The sequence below is a fragment of the Bacillus sp. THAF10 genome (genome assembly GCF_009363695.1).
GTDB lineage: Bacteria > Bacillota > Bacilli > Bacillales > Bacillaceae_I > Sutcliffiella_A.
The window spans coordinates 3,024,001-3,049,486 of record NZ_CP045403.1 but is presented as its reverse complement, the minus strand read 5'-3'; the positions used below and the strand labels follow the sequence as shown (position 1 = coordinate 3,049,486).

General features: G+C 35.2%; 19 protein-coding genes, 1 pseudogene and 1 other annotated feature. Of the genes and pseudogenes, 12 read left to right on the top strand and 8 right to left on the bottom strand.

Translation table 11 applies throughout. The annotated features are described in order from the left end of the window. Nucleotides 1–43 precede the first annotated feature (43 nt). Nucleotides 44–2,992, bottom strand: a complete 2,949-nt coding sequence (locus FIU87_RS15830; protein ID WP_152445479.1) for a transglycosylase domain-containing protein — start codon at nucleotides 2,990–2,992, stop codon at nucleotides 44–46. Between the two features lie 154 nt (nucleotides 2,993–3,146). Continuing rightward, nucleotides 3,147–3,373, top strand: a binding site (T-box leader). A gap of 53 nt (nucleotides 3,374–3,426) precedes the next feature. Between FIU87_RS15830 and tyrS the strand changes: the two genes are divergently transcribed. Together tyrS and FIU87_RS15820 are read left to right on the top strand one after the other, a co-directional pair. Further along, the gene (gene tyrS, locus FIU87_RS15825) at nucleotides 3,427–4,686 is read left to right on the top strand and encodes a tyrosine--tRNA ligase (protein WP_152445478.1); all 1,260 of its coding nucleotides are present in this window, start codon (nucleotides 3,427–3,429) and stop codon (nucleotides 4,684–4,686) included. 319 nt (nucleotides 4,687–5,005) lie between these two features. Continuing rightward, nucleotides 5,006–5,674: a GNAT family N-acetyltransferase gene (locus tag FIU87_RS15820; protein WP_152445477.1), complete on the top strand. Its 669-nt coding sequence runs from the start codon at nucleotides 5,006–5,008 to the stop codon at nucleotides 5,672–5,674. Between the two features lie 403 nt (nucleotides 5,675–6,077). Here the strand turns inward: FIU87_RS15820 and FIU87_RS15815 are convergent, their stop codons facing one another. Both FIU87_RS15815 and FIU87_RS15810 read right to left on the bottom strand, forming a co-directional pair. Next, nucleotides 6,078–6,533 (bottom strand): hypothetical protein, encoded by a 456-nt coding sequence (locus FIU87_RS15815; RefSeq protein ID WP_152445476.1) that lies wholly within the window; start codon nucleotides 6,531–6,533, stop codon nucleotides 6,078–6,080. Nucleotides 6,534–6,617: 84 nt separating this feature from the next. Continuing rightward, entirely contained in the window at nucleotides 6,618–7,664 is a 1,047-nt protein-coding gene (locus FIU87_RS15810; RefSeq protein WP_152445475.1) for an amidase domain-containing protein, read from the bottom strand. A gap of 493 nt (nucleotides 7,665–8,157) precedes the next feature. On the opposite strand from FIU87_RS15810, the pseudogene FIU87_RS15805 reads away from it, so the two are divergent. The 4 genes and pseudogenes from FIU87_RS15805 to FIU87_RS15790 all read left to right on the top strand — a co-directional run. Continuing rightward, a pseudogene (locus FIU87_RS15805) lies at nucleotides 8,158–8,742 on the top strand (phosphomethylpyrimidine synthase ThiC); the annotation flags it as partial. A gap of 581 nt (nucleotides 8,743–9,323) precedes the next feature. Beyond that, nucleotides 9,324–10,034 carry a DUF5986 family protein gene (locus FIU87_RS15800; protein WP_152445474.1) on the top strand — a complete coding sequence of 237 codons (711 nt, stop codon included), beginning with the start codon at nucleotides 9,324–9,326 and terminating at the stop codon, nucleotides 10,032–10,034. A 16-nt stretch (nucleotides 10,035–10,050) separates the two neighbouring features. Continuing rightward, nucleotides 10,051–11,214 (top strand): XRE family transcriptional regulator, encoded by a 1,164-nt coding sequence (locus FIU87_RS15795; RefSeq protein ID WP_152445473.1) that lies wholly within the window; start codon nucleotides 10,051–10,053, stop codon nucleotides 11,212–11,214. Between the two features lie 397 nt (nucleotides 11,215–11,611). Further along, complete coding sequence (locus FIU87_RS15790; RefSeq protein WP_152445472.1) at nucleotides 11,612–13,432, top strand: hypothetical protein; 1,821 nt, start codon at nucleotides 11,612–11,614, stop codon at nucleotides 13,430–13,432. A gap of 179 nt (nucleotides 13,433–13,611) precedes the next feature. Here FIU87_RS15790 and FIU87_RS15785 read toward each other — a convergent pair whose 3' ends face one another. Both FIU87_RS15785 and FIU87_RS21675 read right to left on the bottom strand, forming a co-directional pair. Further along, nucleotides 13,612–13,815, bottom strand: coding sequence for a hypothetical protein (locus FIU87_RS15785; protein ID WP_152445471.1), 204 nt, complete (start codon nucleotides 13,813–13,815; stop codon nucleotides 13,612–13,614). A 30-nt stretch (nucleotides 13,816–13,845) separates the two neighbouring features. Beyond that, a complete protein-coding gene (locus FIU87_RS21675) occupies nucleotides 13,846–13,986 on the bottom strand; it encodes a helix-turn-helix transcriptional regulator (protein ID WP_152445470.1) in 141 nt (46 codons plus the stop codon). Nucleotides 13,987–15,014: 1,028 nt separating this feature from the next. Here FIU87_RS21675 and FIU87_RS15775 point away from each other — a divergent pair. Beyond that, nucleotides 15,015–15,926 (top strand): restriction endonuclease, encoded by a 912-nt coding sequence (locus tag FIU87_RS15775; protein ID WP_152445469.1) that lies wholly within the window; start codon nucleotides 15,015–15,017, stop codon nucleotides 15,924–15,926. Between the two features lie 432 nt (nucleotides 15,927–16,358). Here FIU87_RS15775 and rpsD read toward each other — a convergent pair whose 3' ends face one another. After that, a complete protein-coding gene (rpsD, locus tag FIU87_RS15770) occupies nucleotides 16,359–16,961 on the bottom strand; it encodes a 30S ribosomal protein S4 (protein ID WP_152446610.1) in 603 nt (200 codons plus the stop codon). Nucleotides 16,962–17,265: 304 nt separating this feature from the next. On the opposite strand from rpsD, the gene FIU87_RS15765 reads away from it, so the two are divergent. From FIU87_RS15765 to megL, 3 genes are all read left to right on the top strand, one after another. Further along, nucleotides 17,266–17,868, top strand: a complete 603-nt coding sequence (locus tag FIU87_RS15765; RefSeq protein WP_152445468.1) for a hypothetical protein — start codon at nucleotides 17,266–17,268, stop codon at nucleotides 17,866–17,868. Nucleotides 17,869–17,939: 71 nt separating this feature from the next. Next, nucleotides 17,940–19,709 (top strand): diguanylate cyclase domain-containing protein, encoded by a 1,770-nt coding sequence (locus FIU87_RS15760; RefSeq protein ID WP_253905442.1) that lies wholly within the window; start codon nucleotides 17,940–17,942, stop codon nucleotides 19,707–19,709. A gap of 267 nt (nucleotides 19,710–19,976) precedes the next feature. Then, nucleotides 19,977–21,164, top strand: a complete 1,188-nt coding sequence (gene megL, locus FIU87_RS15755; RefSeq protein ID WP_152445467.1) for a methionine gamma-lyase — start codon at nucleotides 19,977–19,979, stop codon at nucleotides 21,162–21,164. 232 nt (nucleotides 21,165–21,396) lie between these two features. Here megL and FIU87_RS15750 read toward each other — a convergent pair whose 3' ends face one another. Further along, nucleotides 21,397–21,885 (bottom strand): GAF domain-containing protein, encoded by a 489-nt coding sequence (locus tag FIU87_RS15750; protein ID WP_152446608.1) that lies wholly within the window; start codon nucleotides 21,883–21,885, stop codon nucleotides 21,397–21,399. A gap of 151 nt (nucleotides 21,886–22,036) precedes the next feature. On the opposite strand from FIU87_RS15750, the gene refZ reads away from it, so the two are divergent. Then, the gene (gene refZ, locus FIU87_RS15745) at nucleotides 22,037–22,660 is read left to right on the top strand and encodes a forespore capture DNA-binding protein RefZ (protein WP_152445466.1); all 624 of its coding nucleotides are present in this window, start codon (nucleotides 22,037–22,039) and stop codon (nucleotides 22,658–22,660) included. On the opposite strand, the gene hisJ is transcribed toward refZ, so the two are convergent. After that, nucleotides 22,657–23,463, bottom strand: a complete 807-nt coding sequence (gene hisJ, locus FIU87_RS15740) for a histidinol-phosphatase HisJ (protein ID WP_152445465.1) — start codon at nucleotides 23,461–23,463, stop codon at nucleotides 22,657–22,659. The two genes, refZ and hisJ, sit on opposite strands and share 4 nt — an antisense overlap. A gap of 329 nt (nucleotides 23,464–23,792) precedes the next feature. Here hisJ and ezrA point away from each other — a divergent pair, with 329 nt between their 5' ends. Continuing rightward, nucleotides 23,793–25,484: a septation ring formation regulator EzrA gene (gene ezrA, locus FIU87_RS15735; protein WP_172971080.1), complete on the top strand. Its 1,692-nt coding sequence runs from the start codon at nucleotides 23,793–23,795 to the stop codon at nucleotides 25,482–25,484. Nucleotides 25,485–25,486: the final 2 nt, after the last annotated feature.

Genomic DNA, 25,486 nt, shown 5'->3' with positions numbered 1-25,486 from the left:
AGAGGGCCGCGTGCCTTTTTGATTTAGCTAGGGGAGAAACGGATTAATCTCCGCCGTTATCTCCACCATCATTTCCACTGTCGTCTCCACCGTTATCTCCGCTATCATCTGGTGGAGGATCTGTAGAGTTGTCATCTCCATTGCCATCACCGCCACCATTGTCTCCACCATTTGTAGGTGGTTTTGGCTTTGGTTTCGGCTTCGGCTTTTCTTCTTTTTTGTCTGGTTCCCCTCGTTTTACAGTAGAGGAAGGAGCTGATTGTTTTCCGCTTGCATTCACAGCAGTAACATAGAAAACACCGCTATTTTGCGAAATCTTTGTATTTAAATCTTTTCCAGCCTGCACTGCTGCAATTTTACTTGGAGTGCTAGAGCTGTTTTTTGCATAATACACATAGTAGCCAATAACATCTTTTTCAGAGCTTGCCGCCCATTTCAAGGTAGAGCCACTCAAGCTTACACCGTTTACTTTACCTGGTGCTGAGTTGTTAGCAGGGAGTGGGTCTTCAGAGAGGACTGTTAATCCTTTGAAGATATCCTTATCCATATGTTCTGCAAGCTCTTCTAAGCTGTCAACCTGTAATTTTTTCAGAAAATCAGGTTTTACCATTGGTCCTTCTTTTATGAACTCAGAAGGGGTTGAACTTAGAGGTGCGTATGCTACTTCGCCTATTTGTACATATTTTCCGGTTGTTAAACTGTCATCCACTTTTGTTGGAGCATATTTGGCGTTGAAAAGGTCTTCTCCAACTAGTCCAGCTTTACTGCAAAGATCAGATGGAAGCATCCCAGAAAGCTTACAATAGCTACGGCGGACAATTCCACCTGGCATTTGGAAATTATTAGAGGGTCCAATTAACTCAGGGTTAATGTCATGGGCACCATTTAAAAGCTGAGCCCACAGTAACTGACTTCTTTGTGTTGGAGTACGACCATTAATAGTTTTCAATACATGTCGCTCATCGTAACCCATCCATAGTCCAAATGTAATATTAGGGTTGGTACCCATCATCCAAATATCATGGGTATCTTGTGTAGTACCTGTTTTTCCAGCCCAGTCTGCACTAAATTGTAAATAGTCTCTTGCTGGACCTGCTGTACCTCTTTTGAAAGTATCACGCATCGTATCAATCATCAGGTAAGCAGTTTGTGGGGAATAAATCTCCACAGGTTCTACTTTATGTTCATAAATTACTTTCCCGTCTTTTGTTTTAATACTTTCAATTAGATATGGCTTTATATAATTTCCACCGTTTGCAAAAGTCGCATAGCCAGCTGTATTTTCTTCTACACTAACTCCTATAGCAGGTGATCCTAAGACAGCTGACTTATTTTCCGCATCTTCAGCTGTAAGTTTGGTAAAGTTTTGTTTGAATAGAAAATCCATTGGGCGACGAGGAAGAATTTCCATGTACCCTCGAATAGCAGCTAAGTTATGAGATAGTGCGACCGATTGTCGAACAGTCTGCAATCCATTGAATTTATTATTCCAGTTCATTGGAGACCAATCTTCTTGTCCAGGAATTTTAACAGTCAGTGGAAGGTCAGCGAGTACACTTCCTGGTTGTAATGTTCCATATTCATAGGCAGGTGCATATCCAAGTAAAGGCTTCATCGTAGATCCGTTATGACGCCAAGTATTGGTGGAGAAATTTAGGTCTTTCAGCTTAAAATCTCTTCCGCCAACAAAACTGATTATGGCACCGGTCTTATTGTCCATTAACAATGCACCGACCTGTTCAGCATTTCTAGCAACCAATTTTTTTGTATCTGGGTCTATTTCTTCTTCATATGAGTAAACTCTGGTGCCATCAAAATACTTAAATTCGTCCGTGATTTGGCGCATTTTAGAATAAATTTCTTTATTAATAGTAGTTTGAATAACATATCCGTTTTGCCTTAAAGCGAGATCTGCTAGGTTTTTGTATTCACTATACAATTCCTCGTTTGTTTCCAATTCCTCTAGTTCATAGCCATCTTCTATTGCTAACTGCTCAGCAATAATCTCTTGTGCACGTTCTTCAATTTCAAATGTTACGTATGGAAATTCATCAATTGCACTGTTTGTAGGCTTTGTTAAATCCTTTGTAATATCGTATGCAAGAGCTTCCTTGTACTGTTTGCTATCAATATGCCCCATTTCATGCATTCTGTTAAGAACATATTTCATTCTTGATAATCCAGGTTCTAACCCTTCCGCAGTTTTTACTTCTGCAGAGCGAGTGAAAGGAGTGTAAGCAAAAGGACTTTGAGGTAATCCGGCAATAAATGCCGCCTGTGGTATGTTTAGCTCACTAATATCCACTCCAAATATTCCTTCAGCTGCTGTTTGTGCTCCAGCTATATTCCTGCCGTTTGCATCTCTTCCAAACGGAGAAACATTCAAATATGCTTCCAGTATCTCTTCTTTCGAAAAGTAATTTTCTAGTCGAAGTGCAAGCAGGATTTCTTTTGCTTTACGATCAAAAGAAACTTCATTGGTTAAGACCTGGTTCTTAATTAGCTGTTGTGTTAACGTACTACCACCTGTTTGGTTAGCAGAGTTAGTGACTTCTTGAACAATGGCACGAAGAATTGCTTTTGGAACTACTCCTTCATGCTCATAGAAGTATTCATCTTCTGTGGAGATGAGGGCATTGATTAAATGCTCAGATACATCCTTGAGTGATGTCTCTTCTCGTAGCAGGTCTGCTCGGTACTTCCCTAAGTACACATTATCTGCAAAATACATTTCTGTAGATTCTTCGTAGTTGTAAATGTTCTTTCTCATATCATCAACAGAACGAATCGGTTCTTCTCTAACAAGCGCTGCAAAATATCCAGCTCCCGCTCCACCTGCAAAGGATGCTCCTATTAGTCCGATAACAAGAAAGATCAGAATTAAATTCCACACTACTAAATATGTAATGTTGGCGCCTTTTTTCGTCTTATTATTCACTAATAACTGAAAAAAGGACTGTGTTTTCTCTTTAAACTTGTCGTAGTTTGACATATTTTCTACCCCCCGGCAAATCATACTAATTATAGCATATTGAGTTTTTAGTGAGAGATAAATTTTTAAGCTTGCCAAAATTTTCTTCCAAAAATAATTGACAAGCAATTTGAAATTGTGGTAAAAAGATTCTATATTTAATTTTGTATGTATAGCATGTGCAAAGACAGGAATTAGTAGTACGTTAAGGCATGTTTTCAGAGAACTGATGGTTGGTGAAAATCAGTACACCTTATAGTATGAATTACCTCCTAGAGCATCCATTGGGAAAAGTCCGTTGACTTAGTAGCAGTGGACGGTGAAAACCGTTACTTTTTTGAGTGGGAAGGCAATATTTTGCTTTCCAATTAGGGTGGTACCGCGTATAAACTCGTCCCTTCTTTTTAGGAGGGATGGGTTTTTTTGTTTATTTTAGAATTAAAGGAGAATGAAGGATGAATTTATTAGAGGATTTACAATTTAGAGGACTTATTAATCAAGTAACAGATGAAGAAGGCTTACAAAAGCTTTTAAGCGAAGAAAAAGTAAAACTGTACTCAGGTTTTGACCCAACAGGAGATAGCCTGCATATTGGACACTTGTTGCCAATTTTAACGTTAGTGCGTTTTCAACAGGATGGCCATCATCCGATTGCTTTAGTAGGTGGAGCGACTGGACTTATCGGAGATCCGAGTGGAAAAAAGGCGGAGCGTACGTTAAACACAGAAGATATCGTTGTCGAATGGTCCAACCGTATTAAGGATCAGCTTTCAAGATTCCTAAACTTTGAAGCAAAAGAAAACCCAGCGCAGATTGCCAACAATCATGATTGGATCGGTGAAATGAATGTCATCAGCTTTTTACGTGATGTTGGGAAAAACTTTGGAATCAACTATATGATGGCAAAGGATTCTGTGCAATCTCGTATTGAGTCTGGAATTTCCTACACGGAATTTAGTTATATGATATTGCAGTCCTTAGATTTCCTTCACCTATACCAAGAGCAAAACTGTAAGCTTCAAATTGGTGGGAGCGACCAGTGGGGCAATATCACTGCAGGGTTAGAGCTTATTCGTAAATCTGAAGAAAATGCCAAAGCATTTGGATTAACGATTCCGCTTGTGACAAAAGCAGATGGATCGAAATTTGGAAAAACAGAAGGTGGAGCGGTATGGTTAGACCGAGAAAAAACGTCTCCTTACGAGTTCTATCAGTTCTGGATTAACGCAGATGATCGCGATGTTGTGAAATACTTAAAGTACTTTACCTTCTTATCTCATGATGAAATTGTGGCTTTGGAGGCAGAATTACAAGATGCACCAGAAAAGCGTTCTGCACATAAACGTCTTGCAGAAGAAGTAACAAAAATGGTACACGGAGAAGCTGCACTTGATCAGGCGATTCGTATTTCAAAAGCTCTTTTTAGCGGCTCTATTTCCGAATTAACTGCAGATGAAATAAAGCAAGGCTTTGCAGATGTTCCGTCGTTTACGGTAGAAAACGAAGAACAACTTGCATTAGTAGAGCTACTAGTAGCCAGCAAAATTGCACCTTCTAAGCGTCAAGCGCGTGAGGACATCACAAACGGTGCTATTTCCATTAATGGTGAAAAAGTTCAGGACGTTGCCTATGTGTTAGTTGAAAATGACCGTATTGAAGGTCAATTCACAGTGGTAAGAAGAGGGAAGAAGAAATACTTTTTAATTAAATACTAATAATTAGATTGGTCGCCATGTTTTGTGGCGGCCGTTTTTTATAACTCACCAGGAAAACAGAAAAGCTTTTAAGGAAAAAAGCAAAACTTCGATGCAAAAGTGCTCACCTTTCGAGATATTAGCAAAACCTTTGATGCAAAAGTGCACAACTTTCGAGACATTTACATAACCTTCAAAGCAAAAAGGCACCCCTTTAGAGATTAAACATTTTCCACTCAAAGGTAATCGATCACACTAAACCAATTCATCACATATTTTCAGAAAATATGGTAATCTTTAAATAATTCAACTCAATATGCTGATTTAAGGAGGGATAGTGTTGTATCGAAAAGACCTTTATGTTTTTGATCAAGATCAGCCGAAAAAAGCCGTTATTAGAAACTATGGAACACAGGATTTTAAGGACTTAATTCTCGTCCAGCAGGAGAGCTTCCCACCGCCATTTCCATCTGATCTATGGTGGAACGAGGAACAACTGCAAAACCACGTGACATTGTTTCCAGAAGGAGCCTTGTGCGTGGAAATAGACGGCAAAATTGCTGGCTCCATGACGGGGCTGCTCGTAAATCATGATCCGCACAAACCAGATCACACCTGGGAAGAAATCACAGACAATGGCTATATTCGTAACCACCAGCCCCAAGGCAACACTTTATATGTAGTAGACATTAGCGTAAGCCCAAGTTTCAGAAAGCTTGGGCTTGGGAAATGGCTTATGCAATCTATGTATGAGGTAGTCATTCAACTCCAGCTTGACCGTTTACTTGGGGGCGGTAGAATGCCGGGCTATCACAAACATGCCGAAACGATGTCTGCTCAAACGTATTTGGAAAAGGTACTTAACGGCGAGATAAAAGACCCAGTCATCACTTTTCTCCTACGCTGTGGCCGCACCCCGGTTAAAATAATCGAAAATTACCTTGAAGACGAAGACTCTAAGAACTACGGTACCCTTATGGAATGGAAGAATCCCTTTAAAGAAAAATAAACATACAAAAAAACAGGACGGAATATATCCGTCCTGTTTTAAGGTTAGTTTCTTTATAAAATTCTTCTCATAGAATACATGATGGTATTTTCAGTCATTGGTGTCCAGGTTGATAGGAGATAAAAATATAATCATCTTTGTTTTAACTTTTGGCTAAGGATAACTTCAATCTCAACTGGCTCAAGGAAATTTAAAAACTGTTAGTATTGTCGATTACTTCGGTTAATCAAGACTCATCTTTTGCTAATCGTGTTAAGTTGGCCAAACTACACGGAGTTAAGTACTACATTGGTACTACAGCACAGAATACAAATTTTTTGAATAAGTTGCGCAAGTAATAAAAAGCCCTTCCTTAGCCTAAAGGGAGTATATTCTACTATCTAGAGAAAATCTAACAGTGATTTTAATTTGATAGTGTATAAAATATTCGTGGAATAACAAAAAAGCTGTTCTTGTATTTCAATTGAATCTCTTCGTTAAAGGTTTCACCATTCACTTCCCAAAAAATCACCAGTTTATATTCAGAACCCTTAATGGGAGGTTCACCTATTGAAGCAAATGAATGAATACCCTTAGAAGCCATATTAATTGACTTATTATCCTCTAGAGTAGACATTATTTGGCCATCTTTAATAAATTCATATTTTGTGATTTTACCTTCTTGCTGTTCCCAAGTTAGGTCTCCTCTCCAAATTTCTTTTACAGATTTATCTGGAATGTATGAGGCAGTCCAATTTGTAGCACCCGTATTACCCTCACCTCTTAATTCTCCATATTGAGAATACGAATATAAACCCCAGGCTAAAACAATTATAAAAATAACAGAAACAGTCAATAATATTTTCTTTATTTTTTTCATATTAACCATCCTCGCCTACTGTGTAAATAATCTAATTATAAATATAATCATAATTGAAACTTTTGTAATGAGGAAATAGTAGTATCATCTAAATTTGATAACTCTGAATGATTGCGCGCTTATATCTGTGAGCGGTTTATCATAAGTATCGTTGGTATTTCCTGCGAGATAAATTGTTCCGTTAGCTTTTCTATTCACTATCATTGAATGGAACCACCTTCCATCCGATGCTCTTTTAAGTTGAACAACATCTCCTACTAAGGAGTTGCTGACAATAGTAGATTTAGTGCTTGATATTGTCACATTTTTTGTTTTACTCCAATATGAGTAAAAGTCAACTACCCTAATCCAAGATGTAGCTTCATGATAATGGTATCGGCAACTATTAGATCCTACACACTCGTGTGTACGGTCTGAATACCAATATGAAGTAGTATCATAAATATGTCTAGGTAAAGGAGATAGTTTTTTCTCACTCATTCCACCAGCGTGAATAGCTTGTGATACAAAGTTTGTACAATTTAATGTGTGACTATCGTATTGAGAATTACGTTTTTTGTACCAGTCATAAGCATAACTAGCAGCAGCGGCACCATTCCAACCAGAACCACCTATGTCTTGTATTCCAATTTTCCCCCCATTATTTACATTTTCCATTAGTTTGATGGGTTGAATACTAGTTTCTCTAAAACTTTTTATATCTTCTTCGATTTGGTTTTCTTCTTGAGCTATTTCATGTTTTATTTCTTTTAAGGTACTATCTAATTTATCACCAAGATCAAAATTCTCGATTTCATCCAATACTTCAGGATTTGTTATAGCTGCTGTTTGTAACTTCTCTAACTCATAAATGTACTCAGCAGCATAATACAAAATCTGTTCATAATTAGGATGGTTAGCTAAAATAGGATCTGCATCTTCTATTAGTAATGACATTAAATATTCTGTGTAAGTTTCAACAGATAGATGATGATTGAGCTGATTTTCTTCTAAATGACTTTTTACTAAGTTCTCTAGATCCACCAACATAATATTTTCGTTGATAGTTGATGCGTTAATAGATGGCTGAAATGGAACCAATGTGAAAATTAAACCCATACAAAGTAAAATTTTTAAAATTTTCTTTTTCATTAAATCTCTCTCCCTATTAAAATCTAATATTTTCTAAAAGTTCTCTGTCTATTAATCCACCCTCCTTAATTTACATAATATTACTTTAAATTTTTATATTTGATATGTAAATAAAATTAAGTATTCTTCTAGGCATATAGTTTTAGTCCTTTTGTTGTGGTACAATTTAATCTTTCTTTACTAATTTAATTTAATACTTGTCTGAAATATGGCAAAAAATTTATTTTTTTCTAATTGGAAGTATCTAATTACGATTTTTAAATAACTAATAACTAAATCTCTCTATAAAAGAATATTAAAATGAAGACTTGCAAAATCCTTGTTTAAGATCACGCAAGATTTATAAATTTTTCTTCTGAGCTTTTAGTTCTCTAAAACCAGATAACTTCTTAGTAAACATTACGATATTATTAAACTTCAACTCTATCATCTAACTTCATTCAAATTCGTTCAATTAGTCGATCTAATTTTTTTCAGACCAAATGACTCTTAAGATGGATTACGTCCTGGGACAATTGCAGATGTGAATGATGAAGCACAGTTTGCAGAAATAGAGACTCTTGGAGAGTTAACAATAATTGCTTGGTAGCATGATTTTCAGGTAATTATTGAGGGATTAGGGCACGTACCACTGCACCCGTTTAAAGAAAATATGGATAAACAAATGGAAGTGTGTCAAGAAGCGCCATTCTACACACTTGGACTTTTTACGACTGATGTTGTTCCTGGCTATGATCACATTACATCTGCTATTGGAGTTGCGATAATTGGTTGGTATAGAACAGCGATGCTTTGTTATGTAACATCAAAAATACATTTAGGTTTACCTAATAGAGATGATGACTTATCATAAGACCGCTTTGTATTCCGATGGAGGGATTAATTTAATTTATCTTTAGATCCTGAAAGTGCTATTGAATATCATGATGAAACTTTACCTGCTGAACGTGCAAAAACAGTTCTTTTCTCTTCTGTGTGTGGACCTAAATTTTGCAGTATGAAAATCTCTCAAGATATTCTTAATTTTGCAAAAGTAAAAGAATTGGTTACGAAGGAAGCTATTGAAATAGGTATGTAGGAAAATGCTGCACAGTATAAGCAATCTGGTGGTAACATATATAGTAACTTTCTTAGGGGGATATTTGGGTGAATGTAGAAAAAAATTGAAGTGTAAATTAATTAACTCAAGACTCACCGGGCATTTTTTGAGAAAAGTTAAAAAGAGATCCTACAAAATTGTAATCATAATTTTGTAGGAAATAACCATCATGAAAAATGTATCAATTGTAATAAAATAAATGTTTCATTTTACTAGTAATTAGAAAGCCTCATAAGAAAAAATGACAAGAAGTTCTACAAGATCCCTTGCCTCAATTATTTAGTTGAGGCAAGGGATCTTGTTTTTTTGTAACAAAGATTCATATTTAATCAAGGCCTAATTACAACATCATATTATATATACAATAATCGCCTTAAAGCGTCTTTCCACGATTTTAACCAGTTCCAATCCAGCCCCAAATCATGATAGTAGCCACATCAAATAGAAATAACAAAATGGATCTTATGATGTTGAAAATATAATTTTTATCAATATATATCAAAAATGGTTGACTTTTTAACAAAAAAATCTAAAATAGTAGATAGAATAGGAGGTATTAAATGATTAACTTACATAATGACATTGTAAAAGCCATAGTAAATGCTCTTGTAATGGATGATCCAGAAGCACGACAACTATACTTACAATCTATAAATAATGAGTCTGGGGAAGGCACTCAGAATAGTAGTTCAAAACAAAAATGGGATTATAGGTATAACACATTAATCGAAATAGCAAAAAGGTTTGGGTTAGGGTACATAAAGATTGATAGAGGTAGATTATGGGAAGCTGTTTTGATTTTAGGGCAGGATAATGAACTATTTGTTTTCTTTAGTCACAAAAATATGAGACAAATTATTAAAAAAGGTAAGAATAATCATTATTTAAAACTTCTCAATTTATTCAATGAGTATTTTGATGAATTGCTCCCAATTGATTCGCAAATAGCACTTCCTATTTTAGACAGTGAAGATGAAAGTATAGAAATTTTAAAAGAGCAAGCGAGGGAAATGCTAAGTAAGATGGAAGGAGACCCATCAAAAGTGTTCATATTTACTTTTGACCATTCTTTTGTTTCGACTGTTAAAGCTTTTGCCTTTAATACTAGACAGGAAGTTGTATGGGAAAGTGACTTTACTGATCTTATAGAAAGCAATTATAGATTGGTCCTTAAAGATGATAATATTAAACCTGAGAAACGAGAAAGTAAAAATGCTCCTGAGACCAAGAAGGAGAAAAAACAAATTGTTAGTTTGAAAAATATAAAGTAAGTTTGGAGATAGTAATATGAAAAAGATATTTAATGGAAGCAGGCTAAAGGAAGCTAGACTATACAATAAACTTACCATAACCGAATTAGCTGAGAAGTTAAATGTCACTAAGCAAATGGTTTCAAAATATGAAAGTGGAAAGAGTGAACCAAGTTTCGAAAAATCTCTACAGTTAATTGATATTTTAGGATATCCACGTGAATTTTTCTATACTGTTGATAAGCACCTAATTGACAATGAAGGAACTTTTTTTAGATCTAGGTTAACAACAACCCAGAAATCAAAAGAACCTGCCTCCATTGCACTAAAATATTCAGTTATTGTAAGAGACTTTCTGGAACAGTATATTGATTTCCCTGTTTTGCATAATAGGGAAATTTATGAGGGAAAAGATGATCCTGAAGAAATTGCTTTAAACATCCGAAAGTCTATGAGTTTAGGGTTAAAACCAATTCATGACATTATTGAAGTTGCAGAATTAATGGGATTCACGGTTATAAGTATGGAATATCAAGAAGATAAAGTTGATGCCTTTAGTAGTATGAACACTATTAATGGAAATAGTTATTTTGTAATTACTACAGGTGAGTCAGGATCGTTTTATAGACAGCAATTTAGTATTGCTCATGAGATAGGTCACTGGGTTCTTCATCAAAGTATTAATCCCCAAGAATTAGATAAAGATGAGTATAAGGTAATTGAAGATGAGGCTAATAAAATTGCCTCAATATTTCTTTTGCCAAAGGAATCCTTTGGAGAAGAATTAAAGTCAAAAATAGTAGATGAGATAGACACATATTATAATTTGAAAAGAAGATGGAACGTTTCTATGGCAGCTATGATTAAACGAGCTAGAGATTTGGATATAATTTCAGTTGAACAAGAAGTGAAATTATATAAACAAATGCATTATAGAAAATGGAGGAATCCAGAACCGTTTGATACAGAAACAAAAGTAACTTTACCCGTTGCATTAAAACAATCTTTAGAATTGTTAATTGATGAAAATATTTTACAAGGACATGAAATACCGTTGAAAATTGCTGAGCAATATAATCTATATCTTACGCCGAAAATGTTAGCAATGATTTGTGGAGTTGACCCAGCTCTGTTCATGGATAATAGTCAATCTAAAGTGGTCTTAAAAATAAAAGATTTTAAACAAAAACAAAGTAGTTAATTATTTTGTCTAAAAGCATATATATATGAGAGTGCGAAAATTATCATTATCGCACTCTTATTATTGAAAAATTATATTAAGGAGTTATCAATTGTGTTTTAATATTCAAAAACTATAAGTAAATAATGGATAGGTGATTAGAGAAGAATCATCTGAAGAGTATTTTTGTTTTAAACGTTTTACTTTCGTTATTGGTAAAATTTATAATAGTAAGTATAAAAAAAAACCTCTCCTAAAAATATTAAAGAGCATAAACACCTCGGGGGAACTGCTCATGCAGCCCGTTTCGTAAGTGATATGCTCAGTATTTGCATAATTATTATATGTTACTTTGGTTTTGTTTATGAATTAATTATAATACTCTTATAGGAGTTAGTCAATATCTGGGGGTGAAAAAATGAGTCGGGTTATAAATACAGAAAAAAATAATAGCAAGTATTATTTTATCTATAAGATACAAGAATTCTTTAATGATCATCATAATTCACTAAAGAAGAAACGCTTAGATTCTTTGGTATTCTTATTTGAAGAATGTAACGAATTATTGGAAGAGATAGCAGCTAGTGCAGGAAATAAGGATCGATTGGAAAAAATATTGCTTAATTTATACGATAATATAGAACATGTTATTAACTATAATCCGATTTATAAACATGAGTTTTTTAAAAAAGATATTCAAAAATTATTATCTAGGATTAAAGGTACTGAAACTAATCCTGCTTTACATCATACAGTAAGTTCGTTTACTAAGAGGTTAAAAAATTATGATTTTATGGAACTCTATATCGATCTATTAAAAAATAAGAATCTAAGCTTTGGAGAAGTTGATAGGTTGATAGAGTGCATCGTTAGTGACCTAGTTAATAGAGGATTTTCATTGAAATACTTGAGTGATTGGTGGATTTCAAATATAAAAAGCTCATTAACAGGCATAGAAAAATCGGCAGAGGAGTTAGAGGGAATTTTAGATAACTTCAAAAAAATTCATCTAACTAAAAGTTGCTTTAAAGTAATTATCCGTACATGGTTACCTAATGGGGTAAGAAGAGACCTCGAAGATAATGGGTATATAAACACACAAGACATTACTTATAAAAGTGTGGGTTCAGATTTAAAAAGTATAGTACAGGACAATTTTACTGGTTTAAATGATAATAAAAAACAACTTTTACAAACAGAAATATATGAATTGGATGAATATAAAGCAATTAATAATCTATCAAAGATTTTTATTGAATATATTCAAATATACAAACATATAGAAAAGTTCCCAAATAATATATTTGATAATACATATTTGCTTTATGTAGGTGAAAAGTGGGAAAAGAAACGTTTAGATATTTCATTAGATAATGATATATTTAAACTTAATGAAAGGTTTAAGGAAGATATTAAAGATTTTATCGAGTTACGGAAGCTTTCCACTTCTAAAAGCAATCAATTTGATATAATTACTATAGAAAGAGCTTTAAATACTATAAATTCATTTGAAGGTTCTTCGGAAGAAAATAAATTGCTTAACTTTTGGTATTCAACAGAGTATATAGTGGGTATTTTGCCAAAGAGTTCAATCATTGAAAAAGTCAGAAATATAATCCCTAAAGTAATCTGTCTATACTTGTTAAAGGATAAAATAAATATCTTATGGGATAGAATAGAGGGAAGATACTATAAAAAAAGGGAAAAGGGAAATTTACACGAAGAACTTCCTGCGATGAGCCTCTTTTTTGAACGTTGCAGTTATACTGATGAAAGCGGGAAAGTCAAATATAAAAAAAATAATATCCTAGACTTTTTGTCTGACAAAACTTTATCAACTTGTTTGTATTATGAATCAAAGGATAATATTATTATTCAAAGAGAAATTGCAGATATAAATTTTTTATTAAAAGATGCAACAAATATATTAGAGTTTATGACGTACACTGAGAAATCTATCAAATTCGATTTGAACAGAATTTATCGTATTCGAAATAAGTTAGTCCATTCTGGGGGACTTATGCCACCGAATTTAAATATAATTACTGCAAGGTTATTTGCGTATGTGAATTCGTTGTTAGGCACATTAATTTATCATATGAAAAGAAATCCAGAATTAACAATAATAGAGATACTTTATTCTATACAAGATACATATGAATGGTACACCCGTCATCTAGCTTCAGATGTTGGAGATAGTAAAATGGAAGTAGCTATGCCTAAATATCTTTTTTTATAATATTACTTATAGCAAGAGTGCGAAAATAGCCATTATCACACTCAAGTTGTTAATTATAATAATTATGACTAAATAGCTTACTGAATAATGACAATCCATAGAAATTGCACTTCATTTTAGAGGAAAAAAGCGACAGGTATAGTGCAGTTTCTAAGAAGGTAAAGCATTAAAAAGACAACTCAGACGTAACGTAAGCAGGTAAGAAAATATTGCATAGGATTTCTAATGTCATAACGGATTGCCTTTTTTTCAGATTGTCCTTTGATTAGCAGCTCGTTTACATGGTCCTGAAGGTGTCCGTAAATCTCTTCCGTCAATTCCTCTTTTTCATCTTCGGGCAGGTCCTTCGTTATCTCCTTCACATACCGCTCAAGCTTCTTCATGATAATCCTTCCACTGTATTTTCGATTAACTTATTGATTTGTTTCCAATTCTTTAGTTTTGTCTGCCAATACAGTACTCCCGGTTTCAGTGATTGAATAATATTTTCTCCTTCCGCCTTCCGATTCCTGACTCCAGTATGAAGTCACACATTCCTTATTCAATGTAAGCATTGTAAAGATAAAATAGAGTCTAAAGATCAACACGACTTTCAGAGGTGTAGTTGTGGTCGGTGTGGTATAGATGGCGGGCTGGTATATGGAAAACGATCATTTCCATCCTATCCACCGGATTTATCTGAATATGAGTAATAGTAGACGAGAATAAAACTGAGTAAATAAAACCTCTTCCTATTTTTAACGGGGGAAGACGGGAGTAACATATACACACTTAGCTGTCAGCTGCCCTGTTTGTGGACTACTATTTACTATCATTGTTTAATAAACTGAGTAATTCATCCACTTGATCCTCAATTTTTTTAATTTTCTCTTCGCGAATTTTTCTTCTTTTTTCAGTTATATGATTCATTGAAAAAATAAACTTAAAAGTGCAGCGATTGAGTTTGATACTGAAGAAGGATTGTGGAAATATAGGGATAAGTATCCAGAGAAATCCTTGGGTAGAATTATTACTAATAAGATTCTTGTTCTAAAAAAAGATAAAAAGTTTGTTAGTAGAGATCAAAAGAGATTAAAAAAGAAACCTGTTCAAAAGGATCTGGAATTAGAGCTTATGAAAGAATATTTATATCTAGATCATTCAAAGTTATTAAACAAAAAATCCTTTTTCTTGGATGATGAGATTTATTCTACAATTTAGAAATAATATAAAAACCCCAGATACTTTAGGTAACAAATGTTTCTAGGATTTTTTGATTGCTCTTTAATAAGTAAACAAATTATCAATAGTAGGAGTATTGAATAAAATAATCCTCATTTTTGTAGGAGCAAACTATAAAACGCTGTCCTGTTTTAAGATGTTTTCCAGTGTGATTACACCCAATGACATGAATGTACCACCTCCGACGTAATATTTCCATATTTATAGAAAAACAAAATAATAATTTTTGTCTTCTGATATGATTTAAGTATGGATATCTATAATATTTTGAGTTCGTTCACTTAACAAACGTGCAGTTCTATTTAATATCTACCATAAAAACTTGCAATAAATGGTATAATAAGTAAAAAGGAGAGTTGAAATGAGTAAAGAAATAGATACTATTTACAATGAAAATATTGCAGAGGAAAAATTAAAACAAGGTACAAAGTATGAAAAACTTGCAGCAGTAGTATTTAAAATACTAAACCAGAATGATGTTGTTATTCATGATTTAACACTTCGTGGAGATGGAAAGAAAACAGGACATCAAATAGATGTCACAGTCCAAAGCCCAAGCTCAAATGTATCTAAGCGAATCTTAATTGAATGTAAAGACTATGACTCCAAAGTTGGGATAAGTATAGTAAGAGATTTCTTTGGTGCGGTTCACCAAATTAACCCTAATGAAGCTTTTGTTGTTACTACTGAAGGATATACAAGAGGTGCCAGAACCTTTGCAGAAGATGAAGGAATAATATTAGCAATACTTAGAGGTTTTAAAGAAGAGGATTGGGAAGGCAGAATAAAAGCTATAAATTTAAAAGGGACGATTACCTTTATGAACCAACCGACATTATCTTGGGTTGCAGCTAATGAACAGGAAATTGAAAAATTTCATGCTAATGCTAATGAAGAAATTAATACAACTCAAAACACTAGTACAATAGAAACATTCATTTATGATCAAGCAGGAAAACCTCAAGAAAATCTACAAACAGTTTTAAAACCTATATTCAATAGTCTACCCAGAGACCCGGATTCTCCAACTACTGGTCGTTATGAATTTGATACAATTAAATATGTTAAACTGGCAGGGGTATTAGTGGGAGTCAGAGGATTTGACTATGAATTCACAAGTAGCCAAAACGTAACTGAAACTATTATTGACCAAGGAAGTAAAGTTGCCTTATTGGTATTTAAAGTTCTTGATGAGGACTTTGACCAAATTATATTTGACCAAGATTTAGATAAATGGACTTTTAATGATAATGGTGAAGTCATTTCAAAGTAAATAAAGTACAACGAATAAAGGTAAAGTCTAAGTTATAAACAAAACAGCAAAGGAAATGTCTTATTCCATATAAGGGGCTTTAATGGAATAAGATAATTTATAGAATAAGGCTAAGAGGAAACCCCCTCTTAGCTTTTTACATGTGATATACACCGTGAAATTTCAAAATGCAAATGGTGTATATCACCTTGCAGATTGGTCTGGATTTTTTATGTTTGCTTCTCGTAAGTATCCTCTTAATATTCATTATATAACTTGCTTCTTTCTATTCATTCACCCATGTATTATTTTATTGGTCCCACTTTGGCCTCAGCTGGCCCCAAATCAATTCATTATCTTGCATTATTTTGCAAATTAAATAAAAAACCCTTGAAACATTGATATATCAACGTTTCAAGGGTTTTTTGTGTGTTATCCTGCAAATTACAAAGATTAACGAGAGTAGAACTCAACGATTAGTGCTTCATTAATTTCAGCAGCTAATTCAGAGCGCTCAGGTAGACGAGTGAACGTACCTTCTAAAGCGTCAGCACTGAACGTTAGGTATTCTGGTACGAAGTTGTTTACTTCTACAGATTCCTTAACAGAGCTTAGGTTGCGAGATTTTTCGCGAAGGCCGATTACTTGACCAGGTTTAACGCGGAAAGATGGGATATCTACGCGAGATCCATCAACCGTGATGTGACCGTGGTTAACTAATTGACGAGCTCCACGACGAGTGCGAGCAAGACCTAAACGGTAAACAACGTTGTCTAAACGAGATTCTAAAAGAATCATGAAGTTTTCACCGTGCTTACCTTGCATTTTACCAGCAGCATCGAAAAGACTGCGGAATTGACGCTCGTTTACGCCGTACATGTGACGTAATTTTTGTTTCTCCTGTAATTGTAAGCCGTACTCAGAGATTTTTTTGCGTTGGTTTGGACCGTGTTGTCCAGGAGCGTAAGGACGCTTTTCCAACTCTTTACCAGTACCGCTTAAAGAAATGCCTAAACGGCGAGAAAGTTTCCAACTTGGACCTGTATAGCGAGCCATGAATGACTCCTCCTTTGTGTTATTATTTGTTGTAAAATAATAACAGATGTGACTCATCTACTTGAGCATTTTGTTTTCATGTATCCTCGCTCTGCAGCAAAGAGTTACACGATACACCTCCGTTAATTGTAACGGGGAACAAAATGATTCAACATAGCATACCACATAGGCTGCAATATTTTACACAAAGGCTATTATATAAGAAAAACGGAAGAAAAGTCAAGGGAAGTTTTTAAAGAGGATGCTAGACGATGGTAAAGCTGTGGTATAATTTTTGCAAGAAAAGAATCAAGGTGGAATGAAGATGTACAAGGAAACGCAAAAAGAAAAGATAATTCGTTTTACAATCATAGCATTGATCGGCATCTTCATTATGTATTTATTTATGAACCAATATGCCTCAGAACAAATCACAGTAGATACAAAACCAATAAAACAATTGGCATTAACTCTGCAAGAGAGTAATCAGCATCAGGACACCCCAAAGCTTGCTATGATTAGGGAATATGACGGAAAGCCTACCCTCATTATCTATCGTGTAAATAAAGAAAAGAATTACCTTTTTGAAACCATTAGTGCAGTGACACTTGACACTGTACCACAAAAACTAAAAAAAGATAAGAGCTCAGACGGAGTATGGGTAGAAACCTCTGGTAGTTGGACTTATTATAATGAAAGCTTAGAAACAGAAGCAAGAGAAGAGCATAACATTTTAGATGAAAGGAATAAATTTTCGTATTCTGTTGAGAAAAGTGATGATAAGTATTCGGTATCAGTAGAGAATGATCAAGGAGTGTTACTGGAAAAAACCTTAAATCACGAGCCGAAATCTATCATTAGACTCTCAGAAAATAATGATCTCTGGTTTGTTTTATTCGAAAAAGAATCAATCTTGTTAGTTCCATAAAAAAAAACTAGGAAAAAGTTCCTTATTACAGGTATAATAATAGGTAATAAGTAATGTAAAAGGTGAAAAAAATGGATTCGAATAAAAAAGTGCTAGAAATAAAAAGCAGAATATTTGATTTTTTTCTTTCCTCTACTGATCTTACACAAACAACGTTTATCATACACCTTCAAAAACTTTTGAAAGAGGAACTCCAAGCTATAGAGGCGAAAGTGACGTTAGAAAGTAGCTTGAATCATCATCGTGCTGCATTTGTGTATGAGCCTTCAGTTTCCTACATCAGCAATAGTCTGGAAAATGTGGTATTACCTCTATTTGACAGAATTGAAGCGATTGGAAGAATTGATCTTCAATTTCGTTCTCCTGGACCACTATCGCTAAATCATTTTGCTGACATCTCACAAGAACTCTCCACCATTTTTCAACATTATAATCAATACATATTAAAAAGACACGAGGAAAAGCAATTTGAAGCTTTATACAAAATAACGTCAAAATTTCATTCAGCCATGAAAATTGACATGATTTTAAGCGAGGTTATAAGGCTTCTTCAACAGCTCTATGAAGATTTCTCATATCAATTACTTCTCACAGCGGATTATGATAATTTAGACCATTTGCCAATAAAAAAACTGGAATTTGATGATTCAAATATTTGTGCAATGAACGCCTATGTTACTGGAGATGTTCAGTATGAAAACTCCATAAAAGATAGAAGGACAAACATCTATATCCCAGTTAAAGGGGCACAAGGTGTTTATGGTGTTTTGCAAATTATCTCACTTGATGCAGCCATTCTTCCAGAGGCAGAGATAAAATTCATCAAATTGGTAGCAGATGCTACTGGCTCGGCTTTAGAAAATACCCATTTATACGAACAATCCAAAAAGGTTATTTCTGATTTGCAAATCATTAATGAAACCTCTCATCAATTAAATACCAATCTTCGCTTGTCAGAGGTTACATCCTTTATGGTGCAGGAAATTCTTGATGCATTCCAAGCAAAGGAAGCAGGATTTATTCTTTTTAAGGGAAGTGGAACAGAAGTGCTACCAGGATCAACTCCTTTCTTCCACAATCCGAATATAAAAGAGCATTTATTACACACTAAAAATTATTTGTACAAGGATGGAGAGCCTCTTTTCTTGGGAGATTTACGAGTGCACGAAAACCTTTCTAACCTCCCATTTTGTTCGTGCATGATTATCCCGGTGCTTGCCACAAATGGAGTGAAGGGAGCCTGTGTAGTCGCTCATCCACTGCCGTATTTTTTTAGCTTTGAACAGTTTAAATTGCTGCAGTCCTTGATTCATCATTCTACTCTAGCATTTAACAATTCTATGCTGAGGGAAGAACTAGAGCAGTACGTTATCACCGACTATTTAACGAAACTTTATTCTAGAAAGTACTTGGATGAAAAAATCGGAAAATCCATGCAGCGTGACACCTATGGAACCTTCATTCTCGTGGATATCGATGATTTTAAAATTGTCAATGATACATATGGGCATCAGATTGGTGATACCATTCTTGTTCAGGTAGCTAATATTATCAAAGAAAATATTAGGGACACCGATATTGGAGCTAGGTGGGGAGGCGAAGAACTTGCAATCTACCTGCCGAAAATTGATTTGCAAACAGGAGAAAGCATTATCAACAGAATAATAGAAAAAATTAGAGAAGCTACCAACCCAGCTGTAACTGTATCCTGTGGATTGTCATTTTGGAGTAAAGAAACAAAAGATACCCCAAAAGAGCTGTTTCATCGTGCGGACTATGCCTTATATCAAGCAAAAGACAGAGGCAAAAATCAACACTGCTCTGATTTAACTTTTTGTTAACACTATTTTTGAGCAACTTTTCCTATCTTCTGAGGAGTTGTTCTTTTTTTATTGTTTAGGAGATTATAAAAAATATGTCTGTGGATATCTGGAACAAAAGAAGCAGCGTCCATCTCCATTCGCTAGCGACTAGCATAACGGGCGCATTGCGCTTTTGTTCTTGCAAGGAATAATGTCAAAATATTTCCACAAAAAGAAAACGCTTTCATTTTCTCCTTCTTTGCCATATGCTATTAATGGATGGGAAAATTGAAGGGAGAAATTTTTATGGAGAAGCAATCAAAGCAGCAGTTTGAAACAGAGGTTATTCACCACGGTTATGATGGTACGTTGTATCAGGGAAGCTTGGCACCGCCAATCTTTCAAACTTCTACTTTTTCCTTTCAAACAGCACAACAAGGGGAAAACAGATTTGCTGGTGAAGAGGAAGGATATATTTACTCAAGACTTGGTAATCCAACGGTGAAAATGCTAGAAGATAGAATCGCAGCACTGGAAAATGCGGATGCTGGGCTGGCATTTGGCTCAGGAATGGCAGCAGTTTCTGCTGTATTGATTGGCTTAACGAAAAGTAATGACCATATTCTATGTTCACAAGGAATTTATGGTTGTACTTTTGGATTACTTCAACTAATGAAGAAAAAATATGATGTATCACATAGCTTTTGTACGATGCAAACGGAAGAAGAACTTAGAGAGGCAATTCGTCCAGAAACGACTTGCATTTATGTGGAGACTCCGATTAACCCAACCATGGCATTAATCGATTTAGAAATGGTCGTTTCTATAGCAAAAGAGCACAACATAAAAGTAGTCGTCGACAACACGTTCTGTTCCCCGTACCTCCAAAAGCCAATCGATCTTGGGTGTGATCTTGTCATACACAGTGCAACGAAATATATCGGTGGGCATGGTGATGTGATTGCAGGTTTAATTGCCGGAGATCAAGAAACAATAAGCGAAATTGCGATGACAACCCTAAAGGATATCGGTGGTGTCATGTCGCCATTTGATGCCTGGTTATTAATTCGCGGCTTGAAAACTTTACATGTTCGCCTTGATCGTCATTGTGATAATGCAGAATACATGTTTGAGCAATTAAAAGCGCATGAGGCTGTAGAAAAGGTTTTCTACCCTGGAGACACGAGCAGTAACTCATTCATGATTGCAAAGAAACAGATGAAACGAGGCGGGGGATTAATTTCCTTTACAGTAAAAGGTGGAAAAGAAGAAGCTCAACGTATTCTAAATGAGCTTAAGCTTTTGAAAATAGCAGTGAGCTTAGGAGATGCCGAAACCTTAATTCAGCACCCTGCTACCATGACACACGCGGTGGTACCTCAAGAAAACAGAGAGCAAATGGGGATTACCGACAATCTTCTTCGCTTGTCAGTAGGACTTGAGGCAAAAGAGGATATTTGGCATGACTTAAAACAAGCACTTGATAAAGTGTGATAAAAAATGAAAAGAGACTTCCTTTCATTAAAAAGGAAGTCTCTTACTTATTGGCTGTTTTCGTAAACTTTGTTGCTACTGCGAATAGATAAGACAAACGTAATCAACGTTGCTGTCGAGCTCTTTTCGTGGAAGAAGATTTAAACATGCTTAGGATAAAGATTGAAAAAAGTCTTAAAGCCGACTTTTTTCAGGTTAATAGCAACAATCTTTTAGAAAAGAGCTTACTTAATTATTGTGCTTGTAAAAGCACAGCGACAAAACGCTCTAAGTACTGTTTATCCACCTCATCGAAACGGTCTTTCACAGGGCTATCAATATCCAACACCCCTATAAATTTCCCCTCTACCACCATCGGGACGACAATCTCTGATTGGGAGGCAGCGTCACAGGCAATATGACCTGGGAATGCATGAACGTCCGCAACTAGCTGCGTTTCTTGAGTGGATGCAGCCGTTCCACAAACTCCACGGCCGAAAGGAATTCGGACGCAAGCAGGAAGTCCTTGAAATGGTCCTAGAACGAGCATGTTTTCCTTTTGCTCATCTGTAAGGTAAAACCCAACCCAGTTAACTTTATCTAAAAAAGCATTAAGCAGTGCTGAGGCATTAGATAGGTTTGCAATAACGTTTGGTTCGTCCGCAATCAATGCCTGTAGTTGTTTTATCACTAATTCATAATTTTCTTCTCGCGTACCTGTATAATTTTCGACTTGGAACATCATAAACCCCTCACATTTTTAATAGAGATTGTGGAAAAAATCAATTTTTAGTAGAAAACCAATTAAACTTGTCGACATTTAATAAAAGGATAATGGTTTCATTTCTAGAAATCAATAAATAAGATTTCAGCACTGGGAAAGGGTGAGGGAGATGGAAAGTACAAAGCAACGAATAATTGACGCAGCTGTTTTATTATTTAATACCAAAGGATATGATGGAACATCCATTCGAGAGTTAGCTAAAAAAGCAAAAGTCAATGTTAGCCACATTTCCTATTACTTTGATAACAAAGTGGGCTTACAGGAATATCTGTTAACAAGCTTTTTTGATCAGCATGTCAAATTACTCGAAGCAGAGTATAAAAAGCTGCCGAATAAATCTGCTACAGAGTGTCTTCTTCAAAGTGTAGATAGTGTTATGAAGTTTCATAGAGAAAACCGACAGCTTGCAAGATACGTCTACCGAGAAATTACACTAGATACCATCTTAGTCAGAGAAATTATGTCTACTTATCTGACAAAAGAAAAGTTTTATTTCAAAGCGATAATTGACAAAGGAAATAAAAGCAAAGAATTTCATGTGACGTCTCTGCTGCAAACCATCATGCAGTTGAAAAGTATGATTAGCACGCCATTCCTTCAATCACAATACCTTGCGGAGGTTTGGCATATTATGCCTTATGAAACCACCGCTGTTGATCAATATGAAGAAATCATTAAACAATGGCTTGAAAAAACAGTATTCAGGCAAAAGGTCAAACAAATAGCTCTTTAGTCGTTTAACGTTGCTTTTTCCAACCTGTTATACCCTTGCGCTAATCCCTTTGCACTGTGGGCATCTGAGCCATAATGCAAAGGGATTTTTCGTTTGAATGCTTCAAGAGCAATGTGACTAGGAGGATAGGAATCTTTACATAAGGGCTTCACGAAACCTGCGCCATTGTAATCTAATTCGTATCCTTTCTTTGCGATTTCATCCAACAACGGAATAACATAATGATCAATCCCAATAGCATGAGGGAAGCGATGCTTGAATTTTTCAACTAAGGTAATATGACCAAGCCGCTTTGGTTTAAAGGGACCAAGGTCACTGTTGATGGACTTATAAAGAGTAGCAAAGTAAGTGTTATAAATCTGCTCGAGACTGCCGAAATGGCCGATCATCCGATCAAACTCCTCTTCACTAAAGTCCATACAAAAATAGCTATCCTTGTTTTTTAAAAAATGCACAGACAAAATACTGTCATCAAGATAGGGTCCATATTCATTTAAAAATTCTTTTGTCTCGTGTTCAAAGCCTTCAATATAATCAATTTCAAGTCCAATGTTTATTTTCAGTGCATTTCGATAGTAGGACTTTAAATTTGTTAATTCTTGAAGGTAAGAAGCCAAATTGGATATATCCATGGCACTATCTTTATCAGGTGCAGGATCCACAAAATTTTTTGGCAAGGGCGCATGCTCGGTAAAGGAAATTTCCGAGTAATGTAAGCTTAAAGCCTGTTCAATGTACAATTCAAATGAATCTGTGCTACCATGCGGACAATAAGGTGTATGGACATGTTTGTCGATAATCACGAAAATCCCTCCGAACAATGAGAAATATGTAAAAAATTTAAAATTATTGGTCAAAAAATGTCGTATACATGGTATCATAAAGTCATTGTTACATAAATAAAATGGGCTAGATGTACATATCGACAACTATTCTTAATTTACTTAAGCTCTTTTCTAAAAGATTTTGAAACTCCTCCACGGAGGGTCTTAACTATACGCAGTAGCAACAAAGTTTGCGAAAGCAGCCTTTACAAAAGAGCTTTCACTAATTATATGACATATTATTCATTTTTAACATGCGAGCTTATTATTGTAGACAGGAATCACCATCCGGTAGAAGGGGACTAGGTATGGAAATTATCATTGGGATTATCGCAATTATCGTACTATTTATCACTTTTGGTTATTTTAGAAGAAAAAAAATCTATACAGAAGTGGATCGCCTAGAAATGTGGAAGGTATCCATCATGAACAAGCCTGTGTCAGAAGAGCTTTCCAAAGTGAAGGATTTAAATATGACGGGCCAGACTGAGCAATTGTTCGAGAATTGGCGCTACCAGTGGGATGATATTCTATCAACAGAACTAATCAATATTGAAGAGTATTTATTTGACGCAGAAGATTATGTAGATAAATACAGATTTGGAAAAGCCAAACAGGTTTTGCAATTGGCAGATACGAAGCTTCAAGATATAGAACAACGAATTAACGAGATTTATCAAGAGTTAGATGAGCTTATTGGCAGCCAAGCGAAAAGTGTCCAAGATAACGAGAAGCTTGTAGAGAAGTTCCATGGTATAAAAAAGCAACTTCTTAACCAAAGACATCAGTACGGAAGCACCACTTCTTTATTAGAAAAAGAGATGGAACAGCTACAAGCACTTTTTGCTGATTTCGAGGAAGCTATTGCCAATGGAAATTATTTAGTTGCTAGAGAGCTAGTTGCTAAGGTCGAAAATGACTTATCAGAGCTTGAGATGAAAATCGAGCTTATTCCATCCATGCTAATAGATTGTCAGTCTGTTATCCCAAGTCAACTAGCAGAAGTGGATTCTGGCTATAAAGAAATGCTAGAACAAGGATACATACTAGATCATGTTAACCTTGAAAAAAGCATCGAGAGCCTTCAAGATAAAATGAAGCATATTTCAAGCCTTCTCCTCGAGACGAAGGTAGCAGAAGCAAAAGAAGGCATGGAACAAATTAGACGTGAGATGGATCAATTGTACGACGAAATTGAGAAAGAAGTACTTGCTAAGCATTATGTGGTAAAAGAACTTCCATCTGTAAAAACAATTCTAACTGCTCTTACTACGGCCAATGAAAAAACAAAGCAAGAAACGTATGCAGTTCAGGAAAGCTATCAGTTGCAGGAAGAGGATTTAAAAACCCAACGAAAAATCGAGGACTCCATCTTCACGCTAAACGACCGCTACGAAAAATTAAGTGGTCAATTGGAAGAACAAACGGTGGCGTTTTCTATCCTAAAAGAAGAGTTAGAGGATATTTGCGAACAAATAAACTCATTGCAGGAAATTCATCAGCAGTACACGGAAATCCTCACCACACTTAGAAAAGATGAAATGACTGCCAGGGAGCAGCTTGTTTCACTTAAAAAACTACTCTTGGAAGCCAAAAGATCTATTGAAAAAAGTAATATTCCTGGCTTGCCGAAAAAAGTTTATCAAGACCTGTCACTATCACATGATTTAATAAGGGCGGTAACAGATAAGCTTGAAGAAAAGCCTTTAAATATTACCGATGTTAATGTTCTCTTGCAAGAAGCGGTTTCGAGTGTCGAAAAGATTCATGAAGAAGCAATGGATATTTTAGATCATGCTTACCTAGCGGAAAGTGTTATTCAATACGGTAACCGCTATCGCAGCAAACATCCTTCTATCCATGAAAGCCTTATTGAAGCAGAGCAGCTTTTCCGAAACTATGAGTATAAATCTTCGTTAGAGGAAGCAGCGACTTCCTTGGAAAAAGTTGAGCCTGGCGTGATGAAGAAAATTGAAAAGATACTACAAAAAGAAGCGTAAAA

Coding starts and splice junctions, on each gene's coding strand:
- FIU87_RS15830 (WP_152445479.1), bottom strand. CDS start 2,992: ATGTCAAACTACGACAAGTTTAAAGAGAAAACACAGTCCTTTTTTCAG.
- tyrS (WP_152445478.1), top strand. CDS start 3,427: ATGAATTTATTAGAGGATTTACAATTTAGAGGACTTATTAATCAAGTA.
- FIU87_RS15815 (WP_152445476.1), bottom strand. CDS start 6,533: ATGAAAAAAATAAAGAAAATATTATTGACTGTTTCTGTTATTTTTATA.
- FIU87_RS15810 (WP_152445475.1), bottom strand. CDS start 7,664: ATGAAAAAGAAAATTTTAAAAATTTTACTTTGTATGGGTTTAATTTTC.
- FIU87_RS15800 (WP_152445474.1), top strand. CDS start 9,324: ATGATTAACTTACATAATGACATTGTAAAAGCCATAGTAAATGCTCTT.
- FIU87_RS15795 (WP_152445473.1), top strand. CDS start 10,051: ATGAAAAAGATATTTAATGGAAGCAGGCTAAAGGAAGCTAGACTATAC.
- FIU87_RS15790 (WP_152445472.1), top strand. CDS start 11,612: ATGAGTCGGGTTATAAATACAGAAAAAAATAATAGCAAGTATTATTTT.
- FIU87_RS15785 (WP_152445471.1), bottom strand. CDS start 13,815: ATGAAGAAGCTTGAGCGGTATGTGAAGGAGATAACGAAGGACCTGCCC.
- FIU87_RS21675 (WP_152445470.1), bottom strand. CDS start 13,986: ATGCTTACATTGAATAAGGAATGTGTGACTTCATACTGGAGTCAGGAA.
- FIU87_RS15775 (WP_152445469.1), top strand. CDS start 15,015: ATGAGTAAAGAAATAGATACTATTTACAATGAAAATATTGCAGAGGAA.
- rpsD (WP_152446610.1), bottom strand. CDS start 16,961: ATGGCTCGCTATACAGGTCCAAGTTGGAAACTTTCTCGCCGTTTAGGC.
- FIU87_RS15765 (WP_152445468.1), top strand. CDS start 17,266: ATGTACAAGGAAACGCAAAAAGAAAAGATAATTCGTTTTACAATCATA.
- FIU87_RS15760 (WP_253905442.1), top strand. CDS start 17,940: ATGGATTCGAATAAAAAAGTGCTAGAAATAAAAAGCAGAATATTTGAT.
- megL (WP_152445467.1), top strand. CDS start 19,977: ATGGAGAAGCAATCAAAGCAGCAGTTTGAAACAGAGGTTATTCACCAC.
- FIU87_RS15750 (WP_152446608.1), bottom strand. CDS start 21,885: ATGTTCCAAGTCGAAAATTATACAGGTACGCGAGAAGAAAATTATGAA.
- refZ (WP_152445466.1), top strand. CDS start 22,037: ATGGAAAGTACAAAGCAACGAATAATTGACGCAGCTGTTTTATTATTT.
- ezrA (WP_172971080.1), top strand. CDS start 23,793: ATGGAAATTATCATTGGGATTATCGCAATTATCGTACTATTTATCACT.